23 protein-coding genes and 1 pseudogene are annotated in these 24,741 nt (G+C 45.6%); 14 read left to right on the top strand and 10 right to left on the bottom strand.

Features of this window, described 5'->3' with window-relative positions; genetic code table 11:
* Positions 1–108 precede the first annotated feature (108 nt).
* From gltA to zwf, 4 genes are all read right to left on the bottom strand, one after another.
* Entirely contained in the window at positions 109–1,410 is a 1,302-nt protein-coding gene (gene gltA, locus HUX64_RS09650) for a citrate synthase (protein WP_174626020.1), read from the bottom strand.
* Positions 1,411–1,466: 56 nt separating this feature from the next.
* Positions 1,467–2,117, bottom strand: a complete 651-nt coding sequence (locus tag HUX64_RS09655; protein ID WP_174626021.1) for a bifunctional 4-hydroxy-2-oxoglutarate aldolase/2-dehydro-3-deoxy-phosphogluconate aldolase — start codon at positions 2,115–2,117, stop codon at positions 1,467–1,469.
* Between the two features lie 69 nt (positions 2,118–2,186).
* Entirely contained in the window at positions 2,187–4,007 is a 1,821-nt protein-coding gene (gene edd / locus HUX64_RS09660; protein WP_174626022.1) for a phosphogluconate dehydratase, read from the bottom strand.
* 91 nt (positions 4,008–4,098) lie between these two features.
* Positions 4,099–5,568, bottom strand: a complete 1,470-nt coding sequence (zwf, locus tag HUX64_RS09665; RefSeq protein ID WP_174626023.1) for a glucose-6-phosphate dehydrogenase — start codon at positions 5,566–5,568, stop codon at positions 4,099–4,101.
* Positions 5,569–5,826: 258 nt separating this feature from the next.
* Between zwf and HUX64_RS09670 the strand changes: the two genes are divergently transcribed.
* Together HUX64_RS09670 and HUX64_RS09675 are read left to right on the top strand one after the other, a co-directional pair.
* On the top strand, positions 5,827–6,063 hold the full coding sequence (locus tag HUX64_RS09670) for a thioredoxin family protein (protein ID WP_174626024.1): 237 nt from the start codon (positions 5,827–5,829) through the stop codon (positions 6,061–6,063).
* A gap of 101 nt (positions 6,064–6,164) precedes the next feature.
* Positions 6,165–6,527 (top strand): hypothetical protein, encoded by a 363-nt coding sequence (locus HUX64_RS09675; protein ID WP_174626025.1) that lies wholly within the window; start codon positions 6,165–6,167, stop codon positions 6,525–6,527.
* 347 nt (positions 6,528–6,874) lie between these two features.
* On the opposite strand, the gene HUX64_RS09680 is transcribed toward HUX64_RS09675, so the two are convergent.
* Positions 6,875–7,714 carry a sulfite exporter TauE/SafE family protein gene (locus HUX64_RS09680; RefSeq protein ID WP_174626026.1) on the bottom strand — a complete coding sequence of 280 codons (840 nt, stop codon included), beginning with the start codon at positions 7,712–7,714 and terminating at the stop codon, positions 6,875–6,877.
* Between the two features lie 391 nt (positions 7,715–8,105).
* Between HUX64_RS09680 and HUX64_RS09685 the strand changes: the two genes are divergently transcribed.
* Positions 8,106–8,453, top strand: a complete 348-nt coding sequence (locus tag HUX64_RS09685; protein WP_174626043.1) for an FUN14 domain-containing protein — start codon at positions 8,106–8,108, stop codon at positions 8,451–8,453.
* Positions 8,454–8,501: 48 nt separating this feature from the next.
* Here HUX64_RS09685 and HUX64_RS09690 read toward each other — a convergent pair whose 3' ends face one another.
* Positions 8,502–9,950 (bottom strand): CHAD domain-containing protein, encoded by a 1,449-nt coding sequence (locus HUX64_RS09690; protein WP_246246977.1) that lies wholly within the window; start codon positions 9,948–9,950, stop codon positions 8,502–8,504.
* Positions 9,951–10,244: 294 nt separating this feature from the next.
* Here HUX64_RS09690 and HUX64_RS09695 point away from each other — a divergent pair, with 294 nt between their 5' ends.
* The 6 genes from HUX64_RS09695 to phoU all read left to right on the top strand — a co-directional run bounded on the left by HUX64_RS09695 (position 10,245) and on the right by phoU (position 17,707).
* Positions 10,245–10,763, top strand: coding sequence for a SixA phosphatase family protein (locus tag HUX64_RS09695; RefSeq protein WP_174626028.1), 519 nt, complete (start codon positions 10,245–10,247; stop codon positions 10,761–10,763).
* 242 nt (positions 10,764–11,005) lie between these two features.
* Positions 11,006–11,989, top strand: a complete 984-nt coding sequence (locus tag HUX64_RS09700) for a PstS family phosphate ABC transporter substrate-binding protein (protein WP_174626029.1) — start codon at positions 11,006–11,008, stop codon at positions 11,987–11,989.
* A gap of 188 nt (positions 11,990–12,177) precedes the next feature.
* A complete protein-coding gene (locus HUX64_RS09705) occupies positions 12,178–14,478 on the top strand; it encodes an ABC transporter permease subunit (protein WP_174626030.1) in 2,301 nt (766 codons plus the stop codon).
* Positions 14,475–16,130 (top strand): phosphate ABC transporter permease PstA, encoded by a 1,656-nt coding sequence (gene pstA / locus HUX64_RS09710; RefSeq protein WP_174626031.1) that lies wholly within the window; start codon positions 14,475–14,477, stop codon positions 16,128–16,130. Before HUX64_RS09705 ends, pstA begins: the two co-directional genes overlap by 4 nt.
* A gap of 4 nt (positions 16,131–16,134) precedes the next feature.
* The gene (pstB, locus tag HUX64_RS09715; RefSeq protein ID WP_174626032.1) at positions 16,135–16,968 is read left to right on the top strand and encodes a phosphate ABC transporter ATP-binding protein PstB; all 834 of its coding nucleotides are present in this window, start codon (positions 16,135–16,137) and stop codon (positions 16,966–16,968) included.
* Positions 16,969–16,981: 13 nt separating this feature from the next.
* Positions 16,982–17,707 (top strand): phosphate signaling complex protein PhoU, encoded by a 726-nt coding sequence (phoU, locus tag HUX64_RS09720; RefSeq protein WP_174626033.1) that lies wholly within the window; start codon positions 16,982–16,984, stop codon positions 17,705–17,707.
* 77 nt (positions 17,708–17,784) lie between these two features.
* Here phoU and HUX64_RS09725 read toward each other — a convergent pair whose 3' ends face one another.
* Complete coding sequence (locus HUX64_RS09725) at positions 17,785–18,624, bottom strand: outer membrane protein assembly factor BamD (protein WP_174626034.1); 840 nt, start codon at positions 18,622–18,624, stop codon at positions 17,785–17,787.
* A gap of 119 nt (positions 18,625–18,743) precedes the next feature.
* Between HUX64_RS09725 and rluD the strand changes: the two genes are divergently transcribed.
* From rluD to HUX64_RS09740, 3 genes are read left to right on the top strand one after another with little or no spacing between them, the layout of a single operon-like run.
* Positions 18,744–19,688, top strand: a complete 945-nt coding sequence (gene rluD, locus HUX64_RS09730) for a 23S rRNA pseudouridine(1911/1915/1917) synthase RluD (RefSeq protein WP_174626035.1) — start codon at positions 18,744–18,746, stop codon at positions 19,686–19,688.
* Complete coding sequence (pgeF, locus tag HUX64_RS09735) at positions 19,675–20,448, top strand: peptidoglycan editing factor PgeF (RefSeq protein WP_174626036.1); 774 nt, start codon at positions 19,675–19,677, stop codon at positions 20,446–20,448. The genes rluD and pgeF overlap by 14 nt, the downstream gene beginning before the upstream one ends.
* Positions 20,449–20,452: 4 nt before the next feature.
* Positions 20,453–21,313, top strand: a complete 861-nt coding sequence (locus HUX64_RS09740; RefSeq protein WP_174626037.1) for a ZIP family metal transporter — start codon at positions 20,453–20,455, stop codon at positions 21,311–21,313.
* Between the two features lie 56 nt (positions 21,314–21,369).
* On the opposite strand, the gene HUX64_RS09745 is transcribed toward HUX64_RS09740, so the two are convergent.
* Positions 21,370–23,004 carry an alpha-D-glucose phosphate-specific phosphoglucomutase gene (locus HUX64_RS09745; protein WP_174626038.1) on the bottom strand — a complete coding sequence of 545 codons (1,635 nt, stop codon included), beginning with the start codon at positions 23,002–23,004 and terminating at the stop codon, positions 21,370–21,372.
* Positions 23,005–23,018: 14 nt separating this feature from the next.
* On the opposite strand from HUX64_RS09745, the gene HUX64_RS09750 reads away from it, so the two are divergent.
* Together HUX64_RS09750 and HUX64_RS09755 are read left to right on the top strand one after the other, a co-directional pair.
* A complete protein-coding gene (locus HUX64_RS09750) occupies positions 23,019–23,618 on the top strand; it encodes a L,D-transpeptidase family protein (protein WP_425484255.1) in 600 nt (199 codons plus the stop codon).
* An 85-nt stretch (positions 23,619–23,703) separates the two neighbouring features.
* The gene (locus HUX64_RS09755) at positions 23,704–23,982 is read left to right on the top strand and encodes an Lpp/OprI family alanine-zipper lipoprotein (protein ID WP_174626039.1); all 279 of its coding nucleotides are present in this window, start codon (positions 23,704–23,706) and stop codon (positions 23,980–23,982) included.
* Between the two features lie 152 nt (positions 23,983–24,134).
* On the opposite strand, the pseudogene HUX64_RS19675 reads toward HUX64_RS09755, so the two are convergent.
* Together HUX64_RS19675 and HUX64_RS09760 are read right to left on the bottom strand one after the other, a co-directional pair.
* A pseudogene (locus HUX64_RS19675) lies at positions 24,135–24,260 on the bottom strand (transposase); the annotation flags it as partial.
* A gap of 279 nt (positions 24,261–24,539) precedes the next feature.
* On the bottom strand, positions 24,540–24,741 hold a 202-nt coding region (locus tag HUX64_RS09760), incomplete at its 5' end, for a DEAD/DEAH box helicase family protein (protein WP_174626040.1).

The following is a 24,741-nucleotide window of genomic DNA, read 5'->3' on the forward strand; positions in this document are numbered from 1 at the left end:
AAATATTTGTTTTTAATAGAAGTTGTTTTGCAAGACAGCTTCTAACAGCGAGAAGCTCTCCCGCTGCAACGGGAGCGCTTTATTCGGCAGTTAAATCTTGTCGAGCTATTAAACTGATTTAATATGCTCTGGCGGTAAATCGCGTCGCGATGCGCCGGTATAAAGTTGCCTGGGTCGTCCGATTTTCTGTTCCGGATCAGAAATCATTTCATCCCAGTGCGAGATCCAGCCGACTGTTCGGCCCATAGCGAAAACCGCCGTGAACATCTTGCTCGGGATGCCGAGGGCATGCAGCACTATGCCGGAATAAAAATCGACATTCGGATAAAGCTTTTTCTCGATGAAATATTCATCCTCCAGGGCGATACGCTCCAGCTCAAGCGCCAGTTTAAACAGTTTGTCCTCATGAAGACCCAACTCGGTGAGCACCTCATGGCAGGTTTCACGCATCAATTTGGCGCGCGGGTCATGATTTTTATAAACGCGATGACCGAAGCCCATCAGTCTGAATGGATCGTCCTTATCTTTGGCCTTATTGATATATTTGGATATATTTGAAACATCGCCGATTTCTTCCAGCATATAAAGTACGGCTTCATTGGCTCCGCCATGAGCGGCGCCCCAGAGACAGGCAATGCCGGCGGTAACGCAGGCAAAGGGATTGGCTCCGCTGGAACCTGCCAGGCGTACAGTTGAAGTTGAAGCATTTTGCTCATGGTCGGCATGCAGGATTAAAATTCTGTCGAGCGCCCTGACCAATACTGGATTGGGTTCATATTCATCACAGGGTGTGGAATGCATCATGCGCATAAAGTTTTGCACATACCTGAGTTTGTTTTGGGGATAAATAAATGGTAAGCCGATACTGTATTTGTGACACATGGCAACGATAGTCGGCACTTTGGCAATAAGGCGAATTGCGCACATTTCACGGTCTTCCTTGGATCTGATGTCAAGTGCATCATGATAGAAAGAGGACAGCGCGCCGACCACGCCCACCATAATGGCCATAGGATGGGCGTCGCGGCGGAAGCCTTTAAAAAAAGCTGACAATTGATCATGAACCATGGTGTGCATGGTAATATTGTGATCGAAGTGCTCCATTTCATCACTGTTTGGCAATTCGCCATGCAACAGTAGATAGCATACTTCCAGAAAAGTACTTTGTTCTGCCAGCTGTTCGATAGGATAGCCCCGGTACAGCAATATGCCTGCTTCCCCGTCTATATAGGTAATGGCTGAGCGGCAACTGGCCGTTGAAGTAAATCCGGGATCAAAAGTAAACATGCCTGTCTGTGTATACAGGGCTTGGACATCTACTACATCAGGTCCGAGCGTGCCGGATAAAACCGGTAACTCACATATGGGCTGAGCTTTATCATTTAAGGTAACACTGCGTAGCTTGGTCATGGATTTTTCTCTCTGAGTAAGAAACGTTGGGACATTACCATAAAGCATGATAACTATTAAATCGGGATTACATTGGAAATCGCTCGTTTTGCCAGTTCAGTAACCTTGTTCCAGTCTTTTGTTTTTACAGCATTGGCCGGCGCCAGCCATGAACCGCCAACGCAGGCCACATTGCTTAATTGTAAATAGGCATTGTAATTTTCCGGGGAAATGCCACCGGTCGGGCAAAAGGTGGCGGATGGGACGGGGCCCGCGATTGCTTTTAACATCGGTATGCCGCCTGCAGCTTCGGCCGGGAAAAACTTGAAATGAGTGATGCCGTACTCCATGCCCACCATCAGTTCCGACAAGGTTGCTATGCCTGGGATCAATGCTATATTTCCGGCTCTGGCAGCGGTTAACAGCGCAGGCGTTAAGCCCGGGCTAATGGCAAAAACGGCTCCGGCATCTTCTGCCGCTTTTAATTGCTCCGCTGTAGTAATCGTTCCTGCTCCGACGACAGCTTCCTTGACTTCCTGACTGATGAGCCTGATGGCCTCTAAAGCGATAGGTGTGCGCAGCGTTATTTCCAGGACTTTAATACCGCCCTCAACCAGGGCCTTGGCAAGAGGCACGGCATCCTGCAGATTTTGTATGACCATGACAGGCATGACCGGACCGGCATTTAAAACATCTTCAGCTTGGATTTTCCAATGGAGTGGGTTCATTTTTTTACCAGAATAACAGGTTTAAAGTATAAGGCGAAAAGTGTAAGCAATAGGCCATTATCTTATTACTCAATCGACTACAAACAGGTTGGAAGCTCCAGTTTCAGCAGAAGAGGCATGGATACGAAAACCGCCGAATAATTCGCGGCCAGTGCCGAAATGATGACCTTTAGCGCCGTTTTCAGCCGGCACGCGCGCATTAAATTCAGCTTCATCAACCAGCACATTTATCTCACCGGTTTGGGTATTCAGGTAAATCATATCGCCGGTATGCACTTTGGCCAGCGGGCCTCCGTCATGGCATTCCGGACACATATGGATAGCAGAAGGTACTTTGCCGGAAGCGCCGGACATGCGTCCGTCCGTCACCAGCGCAACCTGAAAGCCTTTATCCTGAAGCAGACCCAAAGGCGGCGTCAGTTTATGCAGTTCCGGCATGCCATTCGATTTCGGGCCCTGAAAACGGATGACGGCAATAAAATCTTTTTCCAGTTCGCCGCGTTTAAAAGCCGCCATCACTTCATCCTGATCATCAAACACGATTGCGGGAGCCTGAACGATCTGATGCTCTACTGCTACCGCAGAAATTTTAGATACGCCGCGCCCCAAATTACCATGCATGACATGCAGGCCGCCTCCTGCAGCAAACGGTTTTTCAACACTGCGGATAACTTCGGTATCCAGGGACGCTTCCGGGCAAGGCTCCCATATTAATTGATTATTGATAAGTTTCGGCTCCTGCAAATAACTCTTCATGCCGCGCTGATCGGCAATGGTCATGATATCTTCATGCAAGAGCCCGTGTTTTAATAATTCAGCAATCAGCACACCCATACCGCCTGCAGCCTGGAAGCTATTGACATCGGCCGGGCCATTGGGATAGATACGGGTCAGCAACGGCACCGTTCTGGAAAGATTATCGAAATCATTCCAGTTGATAATGATGCCGGCAGCACGGGCAGCGGCCACCAGGTGTAGCGTGAGGTTAGTGGAACCGCCGGTCGCCAGCAAACCGATAATCGCGTTGACAACCGCTTTTTCGTCGATGACATGGCCAACCGGACGAAAGTCATTGCCCAGTGCGGTAAATTTCAAAACCTGCCTGGCGGCGGCTTTAGTCAGTTCATCGCGCAACGGGGTATAAGGATTGATGAATGAACTGCCAGGCAGATGCAAACCCATAATCTCCATCATCATCTGGTTACTGTTCGCGGTACCGTAAAAAGTACAAGTACCCGGACTATGGTAAGATTTGGATTCAAACTCCAGCAGTTCCTGGCGGCTGATTTTGCCGTCAGCGTATTTTTGTCGTGCGCGTGATTTTTCCTTGTTGGTTATGCCGCTGGGCATAGGACCGCCTGGCACGAATACGGCAGGCAAATGACCAAAGCTCAAAGCGCCGATTAACAATCCCGGCACAATCTTGTCACAAATGCCTAAATAAAGCGCGCCGTCAAACATGTTGTGGCTCAAACCTATTGCAGTCGCCATGGCAATGACATCGCGGCTGAATAAGCCCAACTCCATGCCGGGCTGGCCCTGCGTTACGCCATCGCACATCGCCGGCACGCCGCCGGCGAACTGGGCCACGCCCCCGGCTTCACGGGCGGCGGCTTTAATCAACGCCGGTGCGTCCTTATAAGGCTCATGAGCAGACAGCATGTCATTATAGGAAGAGATAATAGCGATGTTGGCTTTTCGAGTTTCGGCCAAATCGGCTTTCTCGCCACTCGCACATGCAGCGAAGCCGTGGGCCAGGTTGCCGCAACCGAGTGCTGAGCGATGCGGGCCTTGTTCAATGGCAGCATCTATCCTTGCCAGATAAGCACTGCGGGTATCACGGCTGCGCTCTGTGACCTCTCGGGTAACTTTTTCTATTACAGGATGCATGGTTTAACCTTCTATCTAGGATTATTCAAAAATTGGCTAAAGGTGCAAGGCAAAAGGCAAAGTAACTGTCAATATTCTAGTCTTGCCCTGTTCATTCTTCCCAGGTTCTGCCGTCCCGGGCAAGCAGGGCAATTGACGCTACAGGACCCCAACTGCCGGCCGCATAGGGTTTTGGAGCCTCATTTATATGAGCCCAAGCCGCCTGAATCGAATCAATCCAGGTCCAGGCCTGTTCGACTTCTTCGCGGCTAAGAAACAGTGTTGGATTACCGCGCAGCGCTTCCAGTATCAGTTTTTCATAGCCGCCGAAAATACTGTTCTTTTTAAAGGCTTCGGAAAAACTCAAATCCAGCTTGGTTTTTTGTATTTTAAGGTGTTCATCAATGCCCGGAATCTTATTGAGCATTTCAATTTCCACGCCTTCATTGGGTTGCAGGTGGATAATAAGCCTGTTGGGAGGCAAATCACGATAGCTGTCCTTAAAAATATTGTGCGGCAATTGTTTAAAATAAACAACAATTTCAGTACGCTTATTATGCATGCGTTTGCCTGTACGCAAGTAGAAGGGCACATCAGCCCAACGCCAGTTGTCAATATCGACTCTTAACGCTACAAAGCTTTCAGTGCTGCTTTCCTTGTTGGCGCCTTCTTCTTCCAGATAGCCGGGTACGGCCTTGCCTTTAAGATAACCTGCCGTGTACTGGCCGCGGACGGTTTTTTCATGGGCATTGTTAATTGTAATGGGACGCAGAGCTTCCAGAACTTTAATTTTCTCCATGTGAATGCTTCTGGCCTCAAGGTTGACCGGCGGCTCCATGGCAATAAAAGTCAGAATCTGCAAAAGGTGATTCTGCAGCATATCCCGTAGTTGGCCGGTTTTGTCGAAATATTCCCAGCGCCCTTCAATACCGATTTCTTCAGCGACGGTAATCTGAATATGATCAATAGCGGTATGATTCCAGTTAGTGGTAAAAATGGAATTGGCAAAACGCAGCGCTAATAAGTTAAGTACGGTTTCCTTGCCGAGATAATGATCAATCCGGTAAACCTGCTTTTCATTAAAAACCCTGGCGACTTCATCATTTATTTCTTTTGATGAAGCAAGATCGTGGCCAATCGGTTTTTCCATGACCATACGCGACTCTTCCGTTAAAACTCCCGACTTGGCTAGTCCTTGGCATATGCTTTTAAATAAAACAGGCGACACGGCAAAATAATTCACCATAACCCTGGATTTCTGGTCAATAACCTTGTGCAACTGCTCATATTGATCCGGCTGGGTTAAGTCTATTTTTATATACGAGAGTCTGGCCGAAAACCGTTTCCATACGCTGTCATCAATTTCTTTATTCAAAAACTCCTGCAAGCTCGTATGAGTGATTTGAGCAAATCCAGGGTTTGTTTCCGCATGCCGGTCTACACCTATAATCCGGGTATCCGGCTCTAATAAGCTCGATTTTTCCAGGCGATACAAAGAGATAAGCAATTTACGCCGGGATAAGTCTCCCAAGGCGCCAAAGATAACCAGGTCACAGGGTTTATATGCTTTTTTGTCTTTCATTCATTAGTGTGGAGTAAAAAGTTGCCGGGCTGAAGGAGAAAGGCTGTCGTACTTGAAAAACCAGAATTTTATTATCGCAGAATTTAATTCAAGATGCTTATTGATTGGCATGTCACATATTGCGAAAGCGATAAAACTGCGCAACTTTGGTTTGAATAATTAAATAAATTTTAATATCGAATCGAAATATTATTGACTTCAAGTTTGTATTAAGATTATAGTATCGACTCACTATTAAATTTATATGAGGATATTTTTATGAGTACTGCAATTTTTTATCATGCCGGTTGCCCTGTTTGTTTAGGGGCAGAACAAATGGTGGCAGAGGCAATTGACCGTTCAAAATATCAGGTTGACATTGTTCATCTGGGCGAGCAGGCGGACCGCATAGAAGAAGCAGAAGCTGCGGGGGTAAAGTCCGTACCTGCGCTGGTACTGGACGGTCAGGCATTCCATATTAATTTTGGCGCTTCTATTGAAGCTTTAAAACATTAAAAGAAAAATACAAGTTCTAGCTGTAATGTCACCTTATCCCTCCGTGACTGGTTGCATTACAGCTATCATAATATTTATAAATGGATACTCGAGGAAAATTAATGAATCTCACACACAAAATTGCGGCATTGGTGCTGTCACTTTTTTTGCTGGAAGTTGGCCATGCGGCAGGTGAACCTGTAAACGAAGATTTATCGTTGCTCTTTTTACTTTCCGATGAGATGGTTGCACTGGCAAAGCAGGGTGATTCCGAAGGTTTTACCGAGATGGCTAATGCAGCCTTGAAGCTTACCGCAGAAAACCGAAATAATTCTATGATATTACCGCGCGCCAGCGCCAAGCTGAGAGCTGCAAAGTATGCAGTTAAAGCCGGCAATTTTAAAGAGGGCATCGAGGCCGTGGAGCAAGCCAAGGCTATAATGACGAAGAAAAAAGTGCTGAATTGGGACGGCGGCTCGGAGTAGACCGGCGCCGCAAAAAGTAGCGCAGTTATCATTGACCCGATAAAGAGGAGCTGAAAAGTTTTGAATAAGATTGGCAAGAGGCCTGAACTGGGTTCTTGTAATCAAATCGCCTTGCGGGTTTCAGGCCTCAGCCCGAAGGTCACGGAGATTCTGCAGTCGGCAAAGCGTTGTTGCTTTCGCTGGCGCCGCTGGTTGTCCACATCATTGGTTTCATCACGAAGGGATATTTGCTTATTGCTTTGCTGGAATGAACTGTTTATCGGCCGGCGATTTGTAAGTGCAGGTAGAGCGCTTCGAAAATGAGTGAGAATAATACAGTGGTATTGGCCCGTGAGAATATACTGTAATCACCAAACAAATTTAACGCCTATTAGCATTAAAATCGAGGCCAGGAGCGGCCGCAAAACCCGCTCAGGAATTTTTGCGCTTAGCTGACTGCCCACGAAAATGCCCGGTAGCGAACCGATCAATAAACTGCCTAACAGCATAAAATTGACATTTCCCATATAGAAATGACCCATGCCGGCAATGGCTGTCAGTGGTATGGCATGCGCCAAGTCGGTACCGACAATTTTAAGGGTTGACATGCGGGGATATAAAAATAATAAGGCAACGGTCCCCATGGCCCCTGCACCTACCGATGACAAGGTTACCAGCGCCCCCAAAATTATGCCAAGAGTTACAGTTAGAGGGGCTTGCAGGTACACGAAACGTTCCGGAGCCTGAGCCTGGGTTTTTTGGCCTGCTTTCATTAAACGTTGCCGGAAAAATAAGGATAATGCGGTTAAAATAAGCGCAATCCCCAGACTAAAATTAATGACTTGGGTGACCTCGGGATTTTGCGGGCCGAAATACTTCAAAAGTCCTAACACCACCAATGCACTGGGCAGACTTCCTGATGCCAGCCGGCGGACAATTTTCCATTCCACCGAATTATGCTTGCTATGATGTACAAATACCCCGCTAGCCTTGGTAATTGAAGCGAACAACAAGTCCGTACCCACTGCTGTGCTGGCCGGAAATCCGAATAAAAACACAATCAACGGCGTCATTAAAGAGCCGCCGCCAACGCCGGTTATGCCAACCAGTATACCTACCAATAAACCTGAAATAATATATTGAATGTTAAATAAACTTTGAATTAGCGATGTTATGCCATCCAGGTCCGAGAGCCAGGCATTATCCATTAATTTATTCCTAAAAGTGTCCAGTTGTCTAATTTCAACATTTTACCAAGTAATTAAGCTGAGGTTCGGTGTTTTAGAAGTTTTTTAATAATGCGCCTGGTTTATCGGCTTATCAAAGCCCTCTATTGTTTAGCTGGCTGGCAAAATGTGAAGCTGAAGTCATTCGTAACCCATTGGTCAAAGCTTCATGCAATGCCGTGAAGAATGCTGCAAACTGTAAATTTTCCCAGGGCTTATCAAAAGTTTACTACGAGTCCCGGAAAAATTCGCCATACCTGCGGAAATATCAAATAGAATTAGCATGAGGGATCAAGGTATTAATTGATAAAATACTCGGAAATGAATGCTATTTGGAAAATTTGCCGATTGCAACAATGAAAAAATCAGAATTATGAAAGACCAGCCGTTTATCGCCCCATCTTCCACGGATATTTTTTCCTCGAGTTTTTTACTTGGGAATATAGGTGCCCCATTTGTAATCGGGCTGGCAGTCGGTTATTTCGCCAAAAAAATGTTGCTTACCGCGTTATTTCTTGCCGGTGCGGCAATCGTCCTTTTATTTGTAGCTGAATCCTATGGCCTCATTGAAATGACTGACGAAAAATTGCAGCATGCAGCTAGCGCCGCAACTGAAGCAGCAAAGCATTCCGGCAGTTTCCTGGTTGCCCGTCTGTCAAGCATTACCAGTAAAACGGTAAGCGCTGTGGCAGGTTTTTTTGCAGGCTTCAGACTGGGATAGGCTACACGTCCCCATCAATGGGGCATACCCACTTGCTGTATTAACAGACTAGTCTTTAGGGGCGAACAGTGCCTTGAATGCAGATTGATTTTCCGGCTGTTTAAAAAGTTTAAATCTTGATGCGAAATTCCTGCGGGCACAGCATTTGCGTAAATGGATATTTTGTATAAGCACACCCATGGCTAAAAAGGTTTTGGCCGGTATATTACTGGTCAGCATTTCTTCGCTGAACAGTTTTAAATTGCTCTCCTGAACCTGGCAATCCTGAAATTCACCTAAAACTTCCTGAAGTTCTTTCAGGCTTTTAATCAGCTTTTTAAGTTGATTTTGCGGATAAAGATTTTGGAAAAATTCCATTAAATAGCGTAATTTTTTACAGGATTTTCTTAATTCGTGTAATGCTTCAGAAGGTGAATGTTCGGTAATTGCGCTGCCTTCCTGCACAACCCGCTTATAACTTTTCCATATTCTTCGATCGGCCAGTTGCTGAATGGTAAGTTTTGCATTGGCTTCAACCGGGTTTGGGGGAGCTTGTTCTTTAAGGAAATGTTCCCATTCGGATAGTGTGGATAAGTAGCGGGCAGAGCGCAGTTTTCCGGCAAGTTCCTGCTGCGCTTTTTGCTGTTTGGCAAAAAGGAATTCGTGTAACGGATTGAGGTCATCGCGGATGGAAACGGGCAGGCTGCTTTTATAGTCATCAAAATGTAATAGATAAACATCCAGATCCCGGGTAGAACCGGTAATTTGCCCCAACCAGGAAAAAAATTCGCTAAAGCGCGCGGTGATCTTGCCTGGCAATACCTCCTTGATCTGGCTAAGCCCTGAGCGGGTTCTGCGGACGGCGACCCTGAAGTCATGCAAGAATTCACTATCAATATTAGCGATTGCGCCTTGCTCATTGTCCTTAATTGTTTTTAGCAAATGGCTGTAGATGTATTTGCTGGCAATATCGGCACGCATGGCCGGATCCAGGTTGATATTCAGCTTTGATGAATAGTCGTCAGGTTTGCGCCCCTGTAGTTTCAAGGCCATCAGCAGAACCGGTTTATCAGCAGGGCTTAAGTTCAGTTCTGTGGTAATAATTTCAATGAACTGTTCGGCTGCCTTGTCGTAGCCTCTTACCGGTTGTACTATCAATCGATTATTCAACATTTCATATTCCTCGATAAACAGGCGCAGTGTGGTTTTTTCATCTTTATTGAGTATATTTATATAGTAAGAATAATAGCCCAGTGAATAAACAGGTAATAAGGCCCGCATCTTTAATATCGTCTCCAGGCAACTGCGTATTTTTCCAGGGCTGAATTGATTACCGAATGAGGGAATCGCATCAAATTCCTGGCTTGCGATGATTTGGCGTTGCTCAAAATTTAACAGTGTTAAAGACGATGCGCCTCTTGATTGGTCAAATTCACAGATGATGCCGTTTGTATACAATCGCCCGTCAAAACTGTCATACCAGGTTTTCAAGGATTTTTGTCGGGAAACCAACTGCATGTTAGTATTAATCCTTAATTTACCAACAAATTTTTCTGCGGTTAAATTCCCCGGAAACTCAAAATGTAAACACATATTTATTAACGACAGAGACAGCAAGAGGAACAAGGGCGCCTGAGCTTTTCAAGATTAACAGCCCAATATTAAAATTTAAAGACAGTTGAATTTTTATTCTTGGTTGAAGCTGATTAAAATATCCGGATGAGGAGTAAGGCAATAGCTATGTAATCATTCCCGCTGATCTGATCGGCATTTATTAACTGTCCCGGGACTACGAGAATACATGAGGTAAATATGAGCCGAGAATTATGGTTGCTTCGACATGCAAAATCAGACCGGAATGTTTGCATTAGTGACATTGACCGGCCGCTTAAAAAAAAGGGCAAACGCGCTGCCGAACGTATCGGAAGTTGGATGAAGCAACAGAATCTGATACCTGATAGGGTAGTAAGTTCGCCTGCACAAAGGGCTATTGCTACAGCGAAAATAGTGTGCAAGGCAATTGGCCTGAGCAGGCACAGTATCCGGCAGGACACGCGAGTATATGGGCAGGGTCTGGGATCTTTGAAAAGCGTATTGGCACAGTGTCCCGTGCAATCTGAACGGGTTTTGATAGTTGGGCATAATCCGGAACTGGAAGAGTTGCTCGTTAATATGGCAGGTGAAAACAATGTGCCGGATGCAGATAAACTGCTGCCGACCGCCGCGCTGGCGCGGCTTGCAATGCCTGATGACTGGGCCAATCTGGAGGCAGGGGGTGCCCGGTTGTTAGCCATTATTTATGCCAAGTCTTTACCTGCTGAAGGCAAATAACGCAGGGGTGATTAATATTCCATGCTTCATTTTTATTGATAATCATCATGTTAGAACTTTATAGAAAATGATGCCAGTTCAACTATTGTATTGATATATAGAAATTTGAATAGTAAGAAGTATTAGCGAAAATGAAGCATAAGAAAATTATAACTTGTAATAATCATGTCATATTTAATTAATATTCTTGTCATGTTGAATTCACATACTAATCCCACAATAAATCATCCTAGAGAGTTAATATGAAATTATCTTTTAAACCAAAATCTGCGCTATCAGCGTTGGGTTTTGCTTCTGCTTTATTAACAGCAGGCACTGCAGGCGCGGTGCAGACTGTCGATCCCGGCCTTCCCGACTATCAAAAAGCCAGCGGCATTTCCGGCAACCTGTCCAGCGTAGGCTCTGATACTCTGGCAAATCTGATGACATTGTGGGCGGAAGCTTTTAATCGTGAATATCCCAATGTAAATATTCAGATTCAGGCTGCGGGCTCGTCAACTGCGCCGCCCGCATTAACAGAAGGTACTTCAAATCTGGGGCCAATGAGCCGTGAAATGAAAGATGATGAACTTGAAGCCTTTGAAGATAAATACGGCTATAAACCTACGGCCATTCCCGTTGCTATTGATGCACTGGCGGTTATGGTCAATAAGGATAACCCTATCAAAGGCCTGTCGGTGGATCAGGTTGATGCTATCTTTTCTTCTACGCGAAAATGCGGTTATGATACTGATATAACTACCTGGGGCGAGGCTGGCGTTCCGGCCTGGGGCGCAAAAAGCATACAGCTATATGGACGTAACTCGGTTTCCGGGACTTACGGGTATTTTAAAGAACACGCATTATGTAAAGGCGACTACAAAAATAATGTAAATGAGCAGCCAGGTTCTGCTTCGGTTGTCCAGTCAGTGACTTCATCCACTAATGGCATAGGGTACTCGGGCATGGGGTATTCAACCTCAGGCATCAAGATGGTGCCGCTGGCAAAAAAAGGTACAAAAACATTTGTTGAAGCGACACCTGAAAATGCACTTGCCGGCACTTATCCATTAACTCGCTTTCTTTATATTTACGTCAACAAGAAGCCGAATCAACCCTTACCGCCGTTGGAAAACGAGTTTGTAAAAATGGTGCTATCCAAAACCGGACAGCAGGTTGTGATTAAGGACGGCTATATTCCCTTGTCTGCGAAAGTGGTTGAAAAGATACGGGCTAAACTAGACTAACTGACAGTTAAGGAAAGTGTTTTAAAATGGACTTGAATTATCCAGGAATGGGTAAGCAGGGATGTGGGCTGTATTAGCTTTAATTCCCCTCTCATGAAAGCTAATCGCTATCCAGCCTGAAAGCGGCCGAGTTTGGTTTAACCCTATCTCGGCCGCTTTTTTTCTTTTTTGTTGTAACATTATTGATTATGTTTTATTTAAAGTTTCCCCGCTTATCACAAACAAGCACACTCAGAAAACAGCCTGCAGACATTAAAAATGCTCCAGGTGCTTATGCGAAATGGCGCTTATTAAAAGATTCATGGGCTCGCTATGGAGTAATAGGCGGCGGTTTGGCTGTGATTGTCGCGGTTGTGCTGATTTTCTTTTATTTACTCTATGTAGTTTTTCCATTATTTATACCGGCGGCAGTGGAACCGGTTAGCCAATTTGATGTGCCTGAGAAGGCGCTGGGTAAAACGTTGTTGTTAGCGATTGAAGAGCAAAATGAGGTGGCGGGAAGATTTACGGATAGCGGACAAGTAGTTTTTTTTGAGGCCGCGACAGGTAAAACCGTTTCGATACAAGCTGTCGCTATACCTGAAGATGCGCATATCATCAGTTTTGCTCAGGGCAGCCCTATCAATGAAGGGGCGGTAATTTACGGCTTATCTGATGGGCGGGCAGTTATTGTAAAGCAACAATATAAAATTACTTATCCCGATAATAAGCGCGTTATTACGCCCTCTCTTGAATATCCATTGGGTGAGCAACCTCTAATACTGGATGAAGCCGGGGCTGCTTTAGAAAAAATCGCGGTTCAGGTTGGCGAGGATACCACAACAATTGTGGTAAAAACTGCCGATAAAATTCGCCTGACGAGTTTTGAAAAAGTACAGGCACTATTCGCTGAAGAGGCATCTTTTAACAGAACAGATTCAGTGCTGGATATACCGGCTGTAGAAGTGGCTGATATCTTGATAGATAAAGAAGGACGTAAACTTTATCTGGTAAGCAGCGATGGCCAGTTAAGTTTTGTTGATATCAGTAATCAGGGCAGCCCGGCCATCAAACAGAAGCAAAATATAATGGAAACCGGCAAGACAATTACCTCTACTGCATTTTTAAATGGCGATCTTTCGCTGATGATTGGGGATTCAACAGGATTAGTGTCGCAATGGAGTATGGTTAAAGATGGCTTGAATCGTCCGGCCATGCAAAAAATCAGGGTATTTAAAGTGTCGGACAGACCTGTACTTGCAATAAACTCCGAACAGCGGCGTAAAGGATTTATAACAATGGATGCTGATGGATACATAGGTATCTATCATTCAACTGCTGAAAGAGAGCTGATTAAAGAGCGGCTCAGCACATCCCTGCCAGTAGCTGCAGTTATCTCGCCCAGAGCCAATGCCCTGTTAGTGCAGTCCGAGAACGGGAAAATGCATTTTTGGCATGTCGAGAATAAGCATCCTGAAGTTTCCCTGAAATCGCTCTGGCAGAAAGTCTGGTATGAAAGTTATCCAAAGCCGGCTTATATCTGGCAATCATCTTCAGCGAGCAGTGATTTTGAACCCAAATACAGTTTAACACCATTGGTTTTCGGAACATTGAAGGCAGCCTTTTACGCAATGCTTTTGGCCATACCGTTGGCATTAATGGGAGCAATTTATACGGCCTATTTTATGGCGCCAGGGATGAGACAGTATGTAAAGCCAACTATTGAACTAATGGGAGCGCTACCCACAGTTATTCTGGGCTTTCTTGCCGGGTTATGGCTGGCTCCCTTTATGGAAAAGCATCTGTCCGGCGTATTTTTCCTGCTCATCATTGTTCCGCTAGGGGTTATGTTGTTTGCTTTTTTATGGCAGACCTTGCCGAAAACGATTCAACAAAAGCTCCCTGAAGGCTGGGATGCCGCTTTATTAATTCCGGTAATTCTACTGAGCGGCTGGTTCGCCTTTGCGGTGAGTGTGCCCTTAGAAGCATTGTTATTTCACGGCACTTTGCGAGACTGGTTTAAAACCGAATTGGGCATAGGCTACGATCAACGCAATGCCATGGTGGTCGGCGTGGCAATGGGTTTTGCCGTTATTCCAACCATTTTCTCAATTGCCGAGGATGCTATTTTCAGTGTGCCGAAACATTTAACTGTGGGTTCTCTGGCATTAGGCGCGACAACCTGGCAAACAGTAACCAGGGTGGTTTTATTCACTGCAAGTCCGGGAATTTTTTCCGCAATCATGATCGGTTTTGGGCGCGCGGTCGGCGAGACCATGATTGTCTTAATGGCGACAGGCAATACGCCCGTGATGGATTTAAGCATTTTTCAGGGTTTGCGCACATTGGCGGCCAATATCGCGGTGGAAATGCCTGAAACGGAAGTTAACAGCACCCATTACCGGGTTTTGTTTTTAGCAGCTTTGGTATTATTTATGTTTACCTTTGTTTTTAACACGCTGGCTGAAGTTATTCGTCAACGTCTGCGCGAGAAATACAGTTCATTATGATGAGAGTATGGTTTAAAAGCGGGGCTCCCTGGATATGGCTGAATGCTGCAGCGGTCAGCATTTGTCTTATTATGGTGGTCGGCGTGCTTGTTCTGGTTATGGTGCGTGGAGTAGGGCACTTCTGGCCCGGCAAGGTTGCGCAATTAATTTATCAGGAAGAGGGCGAGCAGCCCCAGATACTTATTGGTGAGATAGTCGATACCACTATTACGCCTGCATTAATGGCCAAAGCCAGCGGTTTTAAAATGACTGATGAGGAAGATACATTAGTGCAGTATCAGATTAAAACCGGCAATCGTGATGTTACCGGCGCTGATTTTCGCTGGATAGAAGAGCGCAAAATAAAACAGGAGAAATATCCTGCCGGAATAATAGTGATAGAACGTCGGGAATGGGGAAATTTTTATGGGCAACTGGTCGGGATTAAAGAAAATAACAAAACTATAGCTACAGGTGAGCAGGCATGGCCCATGGTTTCTGAAAGAATTAATCGCGCCTTATCTATTTTTAAGGAAATAAACCGTCTGGAGAAAAAAGAAATTGGTGCAATTAATTATGGTCTGGAACGATTAAGACTTAAGCAGAAAAAATTACAATTGGAAAATCGCTGGAATGAACCCGCGGAAAAACAGATGGCGGCCGAGAAAGCCGGCTATGAAGCTGAATACAAGCGCCATCAAACGCAGTTGGGCGAGTTGTACCAAAAAATAAGGCGCGACAGCTTGATTGCGAAGACTGATAGCGGCGGTGAAGTTGAAGTTCCTTTGGCTAAAGTGGTTAGAGTTTACCGGCCCAATAATATGAGTCTGATCGATAAAATAGGCCATTACGGACGTAAAGCGATTGAATTTGTAACCGATGACCCACGGGAGGCCAATACTGAAGGGGGCATTTTCCCGGCTATTTTCGGCACGGTACTCATGGTAATCATAATGGCAATAATCGTGACGCCCTTTGGCGTTATTGCCGCGGTATATTTGCGCGAATATGCAAAGCAGGGCTTTACTACAAGATTGATCAGAGTGGCTGTGAACAATCTGGCAGGCGTGCCTTCCATAGTTTATGGGGTATTTGGCCTGGGCTTTTTTGTTTATATTCTGGGAGGCAGTATTGATCAGCTGTTTTTTCCGGAAGCCGCGCCCGCACCGGTATTCGGCACGCCGGGATTATTATGGGCTTCTATTACTCTGGCGTTATTAACGCTGCCTGTGGTCATTGTTTCTACGGAAGAGGGTCTGGCGCGCATTCCCAGTTCCATACGCGAAGGCAGTCTGGCATTAGGAGCTACCAAACTGGAAACGTTGTGGCGTACTGTATTGCCGATGGCGAGCCCTGCCATGATGACAGGGTTAATTCTGGCCGTTGCTCGAGCAGCCGGCGAAGTGGCGCCCCTGATGCTGGTGGGCGTTGTTAAACTGGCGCCGACATTGCCTCTGGATGGGAATTACCCGTTTTTGCATTTGGAAAGAAAATTTATGCATCTGGGCTTTCATATTTACGATGTCGGCTTTCAAAGCCCTAATGTTGAGGCTGCCAGGCCATTGGTTTACGCGACAGCCCTATTATTAGTCATAGTGATTGTAGGGCTTAATTTAGCAGCAATTATAATCAGAAATAATCTGCGCGAGAAATACCGGGCACTGGAAGGTTAAAAATATGGCATCTCAAGAATTACGCACCCATGCAATTGATATGAGTTCGGTTTTACGCGCTAAGGGAAACCAGAAAGAGCACAATGAAACCTGTATCAAGATAGAAAATTTAAACCTGTTCTACGGTGATAAACAGGCATTACACAATATAAATATGGAAATGCCCAAGAAAAAAGTGACCGCCTATATCGGCCCCAGCGGTTGCGGTAAATCTACGCTGTTGCGGTGTATTAACCGCATGAACGATTTAGTGGATAGCGCGAGAATCGATGGCAAAATTTTGCTGGATAATGAAAATATTAATGATAAAGCGGTTAATGTAGCGGCTTTGCGCAGGCGCGTCGGCATGGTATTTCAAAAGCCCAATCCTTTCCCAAAATCAGTCTTTGAAAATGTCGCTTACGGCCTTCGTATTCAGGGTATTAATGGCAAGCGGATATTGGAAGAAACAGTCGAAAATGCCTTGCGTGGCGCCGCTCTTTGGGATGAGGTGAAAGACCGGATAAATGATAATGCGTTAGGATTGTCGGGAGGTCAGCAGCAACGGCTGGTTATTGCCAGAGCGATTGCCATAGAGCCTGAAGTACTGTTGCTGGATGAACCTGCCTCAGCCCTGGATCCAATTTCAACGTTAAAAATCGAGGAATTGATCAATGAACTTAAAGAGAAATACACTATCATTATAGTGACTCATAATATGCAGCAGGCCGCGCGCGTCTCTGACTACACGGCGTTTATGTATATGGGCGAACTGGTTGAAATGGGTACTACCAGCCAGCTTTTCACCAATCCCGGAAAAAAGCAGACAGAAGATTATATTACCGGCCGGTATGGATAATTAGGAGCAGACTATGGACAACAGCAAAATCGGACATCATATATCAGAACAGTTTAATAAAGAACTGGAAGATATACGCAATAAGGTTTTAAACATGGGCGGGCTGGTCGAACGGCAGCTAGAGTTGGCGGTAAGTGCTTTCATGACCAGTAATATTGAAATTGCCGAGCTGGTTATCAAGCAGGATAACCAGATTGACGCCATGGAGATGGATATAGATTTGGAATGTACCCAGATTTTAGCGTTGAGGCAACCTGCCGCATTTGACCTGAGATTAATAATTACGGTAGTTAGAATCATTAGCGAACTTGAAATAATAGGAGATCTGTCTGAGCGTATCGCGAAAATGGCCATCCGGGTATCGGATGTTGAAGGTAAAGTCGATCAATATTATGAGCTCCAGCATATGGCTGATCTGGTTAAGGAAATGCTGCATGGGGCGCTTGATTCATTTGCCAGAATGAATATAGAAGAAGTAGCCTCCATCATTGTTCGGGATGAAAATGTTGATCGTGAATATGATAGTATTCTAAGGCAATTAATTACCCATATGATGGAGGATCCAAGAAATATTACCCGGACTTTAAATGTGCTTTGGACTGTTCGTGCCATGGAAAGAATTGGCGATCATGCCTGTTATATATGTACCCACTTGATTTATATGGTCAAAGGAGAAGATGTGCGGCATTTGAGTCAGACTGAACTGGAAAAAAAAGTGAAAGATCAGCTGCTAACTTAATGCTTCGCCTAAAGTCAGGCCTTGTATAAACTCCCTGCCTTTTATGATTCGCCTGATGCATCTCTTTATTCAATCAATTATTTTTCAAGACCGATAAAATCCCAAACCTGATGGGAAACGGTTGAATTTTTGTGTTCGGGCACAGGTGGTCCGTTCGGGTAATTTAGCTCGTATATTTTAGCAACATCTTTCGAAAGTTCCGGCAAGTCAAGTTTAGTGTAAGCTTCCTGCATGATTTGCAGGGCAAAGGGAACTGCCGGTGTACGCTGATATTTCTCAACAACATTTGAAGCCCTGTTGGCGGCGGCAATATAAGCTTTGCGTTTCATATAGAAGCGTGCGACATGAACTTCATGCATGGCCAGATTGTTTTTAAGCGCAATCATTCTTTGCCGGGCATCGGCTACATATTTACTTTCCGGAAACCTGCGTATCAGATCGGCAAAATTTTCCAAGGCATCCCGGGCACTTCCGGGATCCCGCTGTGAAATATCCGTGGGCAGGAAACGATCAATAAAGCCAATTCCACGATTGTAATTAACCAGTCCTTTCAAATAATACGCATAGTCAACGCTGGGATTACGCGGATTGATTTTAATAAAGCGGTCGGCAGCGGCAATGGCGGAATCCGGATCGTTATTCTTGTAATAGGCGTAGGCGATATCCAGTTGTGTTTGAGCCGATTCCTCTCCAAAAGGATAACGGGATTCAAGGGCTTCGTATAACTTGATGGCCTTCTCATAACTGCCCGCTTCTACCGCTTTTTTAGCTTCCTGGCGAAATTTTTCCGAGTTCCAGTCAACATATTCATCTTCTGTATCAGTATCCGAAGAGACGAAGTTTTTAAGCGTCTCACAGCCTTGAAGTGACCAGCCTAAACAACAGATAAATAAAAATTTTATTAAAATTAATCGCATAGTGCTAACGACACGTTGTAATATTGGAAGTTTTCTCGCCGGATATACTGCGATGGTTTTGAGCTGCGCATTTATACAGCGAGTATAACTTAACAATGGGTTAATCAGAAGAACTTGTTATGACAAGATTAACGGCAGAAGTGCCTTTTGAAATGGCCGGCATGCGTCTGGATCAGGCGCTGGCTGAACTGTTTAGTGATTATTCGCGCAGTAAGCTGCAAACCTGGGTTAAATCCGGCCGGGTCCAGGTGAATGGCTTGACGCTTAAGCCAAAAGACAAGCTTGACGGCGGCGAAACGATCATGCTGGATGCTGAAGCCGAAACTGTGGTGATGTTCGAAGCGGAAAAAATTTCGCTGGATATCATTTTCGAGGATGAAAGCCTGTTAATTGTAAATAAACCTGCGGGTTTGGTTGTCCATCCGGCCGTGGGGAACTGGAGCGGAACTTTGTTAAACGCTTTGCTAAACCACGATCCGAATCTGGAAATGTTGCCCAGGGCAGGGATTGTCCACCGGCTTGATAAGGACACCAGCGGCTTGCTGATGATTGCAAAAACATTGCAAGCCCATAACAGTTTGACGCAACAGCTGCAGAACAGAGCTATCACTCGCGAATATCTGGCGATTACCCGAGGGCGCATGACCGCCGGCGGAACTGTAAATGAACCGATAGGCCGGCATTCTGCCGATCGTAAACGCTATGTCGTCAAGGAATCAGGAAAATCCGCCGTGACGCATTACCGTGTGGGGCTGCGGTTTAGCCATCATACCCTCGTTCAGATTAAACTTGAAACAGGCCGTACCCATCAAATCAGAGTGCATATGGCGCATATACGGTATCCCTTACTCGGTGATCAGATTTACGGCGGGCGCTTTCAAATACCGCCGGGTTGCAGTGAACGGCTGGAAAAAGAATTGCGCAGCTTTAAACGCCAGGCTTTGCATGCCGCAAAATTGGGCTTGCAGCACCCTATTACTGATGAATATTGTGAATGGGAACAGCCTATGCCTGAAGATATGGCTAATTTGCTTGACGCCTTAACAGAAAATGAACAAAGCTGAGCACTGGCTGGCGCCGGACTGGCCCGCGCCAGCCACTATTCATGCAGCAACTACATTGCGTACCGGCGGAGTCAGCCGCGGTGCTTATGCAAGCCTTAATCCTGCCCTGCATGTGGGCGATAATGATGAGCGAGTCAAGACAAACCGGCAAATAATCAAAGCCATGCTTGATTTGCCAGCAGAACCGGTATGGCTTCATCAAATACACAGTAATCTGGCAGTTGATGCGGCAAAATCAGTACCGTTGCAGCCAGCCGATGCCAGTTTTAGCTGCGAGTCCGGAATTGTTTGTGCAGTGATGACCGCCGATTGTTTACCATTGCTGGTCTGCAATACCGCTGGAACCCACATAGCCGCAATTCATGCGGGCTGGCGGGGCTTATTGGCGGGGGTGATAAGCACTACGATAACTGCCATGCAAATTCTCTCCGATCCCTCTCTTTGCAAAAGGGGAGCCAGGGAGGAATTGCTGATCTGGCTGGGACCTGCAATCGGGCCTGACTGTTTTGAAGTAGGCGCTGAAGTCCGGAAAGCCTTTTTGGAAAAGTCGGCCGAATTCATAACTGCCTTTAAAAAGCACAACAACGGCAAATGGCTGGCTGATATCTATCAGCTGGCGCGTATTGATCTGGCGGCGTTTGGTATTATAGACAACGTATACGGGGGCCACTTCTGCACGGTTACCGAGCATGAGCGTTTTTATTCTTACCGCCGGGAAACACAAACCGGGCGTATGGCTTCCCTGATCTGGAGAGAATGAAGTAGTGAATTTATTGATATTGGTTATCATCTTTACAGCCGTCGGCGGCGTATTAAGCGTTATGGCAGCCTCGGTTTTTCTGTTATTGCAGGATAATCACAGGGATTATATTTTGCCGCACGGTATCAGCTTTGCCATTGGCGCATTACTGGCCGTTGCTTTTTGGGGCTTGATTCCTCAGGCTTTTGAAGAAGTCAAGCCGGAGCAGTTTCAGTCCTTGTCCGGGACAATTCTAGCAGGCGTGCTCGGCTTTTTTGTCCTGGAAAAACTGTTGATATGGCGGCATTGTCATTACGGCTGTTGTGAGGCGCATGGCGATGATGAACAGGAGAATGAGCACGACCATAAACATAGCCATCACAGCCATGCCCATAAGTCGGCGGGCACGTTGATTATTCTGGGCGACGGCATACATAATTTTGTCGATGGAATATTAATTGCTGCGGCATTTTTAACGGATGTCAAATTAGGCATAGTGACCAGTTTTGCAGTTGCGGCTCATGAAATTCCCCAGGAAGTAGGGGATTTTGCAATTTTATTACATAGCGGTTATTCCAGAAACAAGGCTTTTTTTTACAATCTGCTGACCAGTCTAACAACGGTTCTGGGCGGTGTTACAGCTTATTTTTTGCTGGGGAATCTGCATGACAGCTTGCCTTACTTTCTGGCTTTGGCAGCTTCCAGCTTTATTTATATTGCGGTAGCTGATCTGATACCGTCGCTGCATAAAAAAACCGATATGAAAACTTCCCTGCAACAAATTGCCTTGATTGTTGCGGGCGTGTTGCTGATTTGTTCACTGCACAGTATCGCTCATAATGTTGAAATGGCGGGTCAAGGCATTCCCCTGAGCAGAAATTCATAAGTTAAGGGTATAAAGCACAACGATGCCTTTTTTGTACTTCGTACTCTGGAGCACATTCAGGTAATGACAGTAGGTTCTGTTCTGCCGGTACGTTTCTTGACTTCACACAACTGCTCGGCAAGCTTGATTAACTCTGACAGGGATACTTGAGCATCCTGGTCGTGGCTGGATGCATCGACTTCAAATTTTTCCAGATAGATTCTTAGTGTTGCACCGACTGTGCCTGTTCCGGATAATCGAAAGATAATTCTGGAGCCGTTTTCAAAACCAATGCGTATACCCTGATTTTTGCTGACGCTGCCGTCCACCGGATCTTCATAGCTGAATTCGTCTGCATATTTAACAATAAATTCGCCGAAAGCCTGGCTTGGCAACTCCGGCAGCTGACTTCTCAGGCGCTCGACAATGCTGTTGGCGACAGAGCTTTCAATCGCCTCATAATCGTGGCGTGAATAAATATCCCGGCCAAATTTTCGCCAATGCTCATGCACAATATCGGCAACAGATTGGCGTTTTCTGGCAATTAAATTCAGCCAGAATAACACCGCCCATAAGCCGTCTTTTTCGCGTACATGATTGGAGCCCGTGCCGAAGCTTTCTTCACCGCAAAGGGTTATTTTCCCTGCATCCAGCAAATTGCCGAAAAATTTCCAGCCCGTAGGCGTTTCATAACAGGGAATATTATAACTGGCAGCTACGCGGTCAACAGCCTGACTGGTTGGCATGGAGCGGGCAACGCCGCTTAATCCGTAAGCATATGCCGGAATCAAACGGGCATTGGCTGCCATTATAGCCAGGCTGTCGCTGGGCGTTACGAATATATTACTGCCGGTGATCATATTGCGGTCGCCATCGCCGTCCGAAGCGGCGCCCAAAGTGGGAGCCGTTGGGCTGAACATACGCGCTGCCAGCTCTTGCGCGTGGGCCAAATTCGGATCAGGGTGATGACCTCCAAAATCCTCCAGCGGTTCTGCATTAATTACAGAATCAGGCGTTGCACCCAGCATATCCACGAGTATTCTTTTTGCATAAGGCCCGGTAATGGCATGCATGGCATCAAAGAGCAAGGTAATAAAGCCGGAGCCAATGCTTTGTTTAAGCAGCCCGAAATCGAAAATGGATTGCATAAGTTCGGCATAATCGGCCACCGGATCAATTACGGTGATTTTAAAGTTCTCTATGTGCCGGCTGCCTATGCGGTCTATATCAGTATCTTCAATTTCGGCAATTTTATAGCTGCTGATGGTCAGGCTGCGTTTATAGAAGGCGTCCGTGTGACTTTCCGGCGCAGGCCCGCCATTGCTGACATTGTATTTAATGCCGAAATCTTCATCACGGCCGCCAGGATTATGACTGGCGGAAAGAATGAGGCCACCGAATGCCTTGTTTTTTCTGATAAGGTTTGAAGCGGCCGGAGTAGACAATAATCCGCCTTGACCTATAATTAACTCACCAAAACCGTTAGCGGCGGCCATTTTAATGATGGTTTGTATGGCTGGCCGATTAAAATAGCGGCCGTCTCCGCCAAGCACCAGGGTTTTCCCCGAATAGTCTTCCAAGGAATCGAAAATTGCTTGAACAAAATTTTCCAGATAGTCGGGCTGCTGAAATACGGTAACTTTTTTTCTAAGCCCTGATGTTCCGGGATTTTGGTCCGTATAGGGGTGTGTCGGGATAGAAACTATTTGCATGGGGGATCCTTATTGTGACAATTAATCTAGTGCTAAAATACACCATAATTATTATCCAGTGTAATGAATATATGTGGCGAATTTTTTTATTGTTAGGTTGTGGTTTTTTTTCTCTTGTTGCATCGGCGGACAATAAAGTCTGGCTGTTAGTGGATACGACAGCGCTTACCATAGAAGTAAAAAAAGGCAACCAAACAATTGAAACCTTAAATGATATTGCTATTGGCCGAGGCGGAGCAGGACTTAAAACTCACCGGGGAGATAATATTACACCCTTCGGAAATTATAAGATTGGCTGGGTTGGACAACAAAGTTCATACCGGAAATTTTTTGGTTTAACCTATCCTTCTGTAGAAGATGCCCAAAATGCATTGATACAGGGAGTTATTGATCGGGCAACCTATAATAATATTGTCACTGCGCATCGATACCATCAAGTTCCCCCCCAAAATACGCCTTTAGGCGGGCGCATCGGTATTCATGGACTTGGGCGTGCTGATGCGGAAATTCATAAGACAATGAATTGGACTCATGGATGTATTGCCTTGACTAATAGACAGATTGACCATTTAAGTCAATGGCTTGATAGAGGGACAGTAGTGAAAATAAAATAAAACTGGAAAATATAACAAACAATGCTAGAATTATATTCAGCTATAAGGTCTTTTGTAGTAATCACTCTCCAATAAGGAAAATAATATGAAAAAAGTAGTAAAATTGTCAATGATTGCTCTGGCTGCAAGCTTTGTAGTCGGTTGCGCAAGTACTTCAGATGTGGAAGGTTTACAATCACAAATTGATGGTTTGAAAACTTCTGTTGCCCAAGCATCCTCAGATGCCGCTAGTGCGCAAAGTGCAGCTTCAGATGCAGCAGCAAAAGCGGCAGCAGCAGAATCTGCGGCTAACCGTGCAGCTCAATATGCTCAAGATACAAATAGCAAACTGGATAGCATGTTCAAAAAATCAATGATGAAATAACTTATCATTATTTTGGAGAAGAAAAAAGCCCGAAGATTTAATCTTCGGGCTTTTTTTAGTTATTTAGCTGCTTAATCAACTCGCCTTGGCTTGTTTCATGCCCAGGCCAAAAGGGCTACGAGGAACCTGCAAAAAGTCAAGCTTCGTGGCTTTACGGCATAGAATACCTCATACCTGTCGACTGTCCGTAGACGCGTTTTCTTGCCGGCACTTTCCAGCAATGGCATGAGCTGTTCAAATTGTTCTCGATTGATGTCGCTGGGATAAACTTTTCTCATGCCCCTGTAATCAAACATATTTCGAAGATATTGAACAAACTCTTATAGTTCTTTTGAGCTGAACGCGGCGCCCTATGCAGAGGATGCAAAAACACCCGCCATTTTTCTAAGGACGCATCCAGCATCGACTGTAAAGACTCATCATCGGAAGCCAATAAAAATCGTCTTTTGCTATCCAGATTGTCCAACGCGCTGGCAAAATCATTGATATCGATCAGTGCGGGTTCATCATAAGTGCTTTAAGCAAATGCTTTAACGCAAATTGATAAATAGTGACACTCAAATCGCCGATTGATGCAACGCGTCATCGACGCACACCAAATGCTGTCTGGGGGTGTCCAGGCGGGCTTTCAAGCGCCGGATCAAACACGCCAGATCGGTGCCTTGCGCGCCGTCAAAGGTATGCAGTTCATCAACCACTAAAAATTTGAGCGTTTCTTCCGTGTTTTGCGCCCAAAGGGAATGATCCCTGGAGCGGATC

The sequence above is a fragment of the Candidatus Methylobacter favarea genome (genome assembly GCF_902806695.1).
Lineage (GTDB): Bacteria > Pseudomonadota > Gammaproteobacteria > Methylococcales > Methylomonadaceae > Methylobacter_B > Methylobacter_B favarea.

Bases quoted from the DNA above. Each gene is read 5' to 3' on its own strand.
- pstA (WP_174626031.1), top strand. From the start codon at position 14,475: ATGATGAGAGTATGGTTTAAAAGCGGGGCTCCCTGGATATGGCTGAAT.
- HUX64_RS09690 (WP_246246977.1), bottom strand. From the start codon at position 9,950: ATGCAGTTGGTTTCCCGACAAAAATCCTTGAAAACCTGGTATGACAGT.
- edd (WP_174626022.1), bottom strand. From the start codon at position 4,007: ATGCATCCTGTAATAGAAAAAGTTACCCGAGAGGTCACAGAGCGCAGC.
- HUX64_RS09745 (WP_174626038.1), bottom strand. From the start codon at position 23,004: ATGCAAATAGTTTCTATCCCGACACACCCCTATACGGACCAAAATCCC.
- HUX64_RS09755 (WP_174626039.1), top strand. From the start codon at position 23,704: ATGAAAAAAGTAGTAAAATTGTCAATGATTGCTCTGGCTGCAAGCTTT.
- HUX64_RS09685 (WP_174626043.1), top strand. From the start codon at position 8,106: ATGAAAGACCAGCCGTTTATCGCCCCATCTTCCACGGATATTTTTTCC.
- zwf (WP_174626023.1), bottom strand. From the start codon at position 5,568: ATGAAAGACAAAAAAGCATATAAACCCTGTGACCTGGTTATCTTTGGC.
- gltA (WP_174626020.1), bottom strand. From the start codon at position 1,410: ATGACCAAGCTACGCAGTGTTACCTTAAATGATAAAGCTCAGCCCATA.
- phoU (WP_174626033.1), top strand. From the start codon at position 16,982: ATGGACAACAGCAAAATCGGACATCATATATCAGAACAGTTTAATAAA.
- HUX64_RS09725 (WP_174626034.1), bottom strand. From the start codon at position 18,624: ATGCGATTAATTTTAATAAAATTTTTATTTATCTGTTGTTTAGGCTGG.
- rluD (WP_174626035.1), top strand. From the start codon at position 18,744: ATGACAAGATTAACGGCAGAAGTGCCTTTTGAAATGGCCGGCATGCGT.
- HUX64_RS09705 (WP_174626030.1), top strand. From the start codon at position 12,178: ATGTTTTATTTAAAGTTTCCCCGCTTATCACAAACAAGCACACTCAGA.
- HUX64_RS09675 (WP_174626025.1), top strand. From the start codon at position 6,165: ATGAATCTCACACACAAAATTGCGGCATTGGTGCTGTCACTTTTTTTG.
- HUX64_RS09655 (WP_174626021.1), bottom strand. From the start codon at position 2,117: ATGAACCCACTCCATTGGAAAATCCAAGCTGAAGATGTTTTAAATGCC.
- HUX64_RS09695 (WP_174626028.1), top strand. From the start codon at position 10,245: ATGAGCCGAGAATTATGGTTGCTTCGACATGCAAAATCAGACCGGAAT.
- pgeF (WP_174626036.1), top strand. From the start codon at position 19,675: ATGAACAAAGCTGAGCACTGGCTGGCGCCGGACTGGCCCGCGCCAGCC.
- HUX64_RS09700 (WP_174626029.1), top strand. From the start codon at position 11,006: ATGAAATTATCTTTTAAACCAAAATCTGCGCTATCAGCGTTGGGTTTT.
- HUX64_RS09680 (WP_174626026.1), bottom strand. From the start codon at position 7,714: ATGGATAATGCCTGGCTCTCGGACCTGGATGGCATAACATCGCTAATT.
- pstB (WP_174626032.1), top strand. From the start codon at position 16,135: ATGGCATCTCAAGAATTACGCACCCATGCAATTGATATGAGTTCGGTT.
- HUX64_RS09670 (WP_174626024.1), top strand. From the start codon at position 5,827: ATGAGTACTGCAATTTTTTATCATGCCGGTTGCCCTGTTTGTTTAGGG.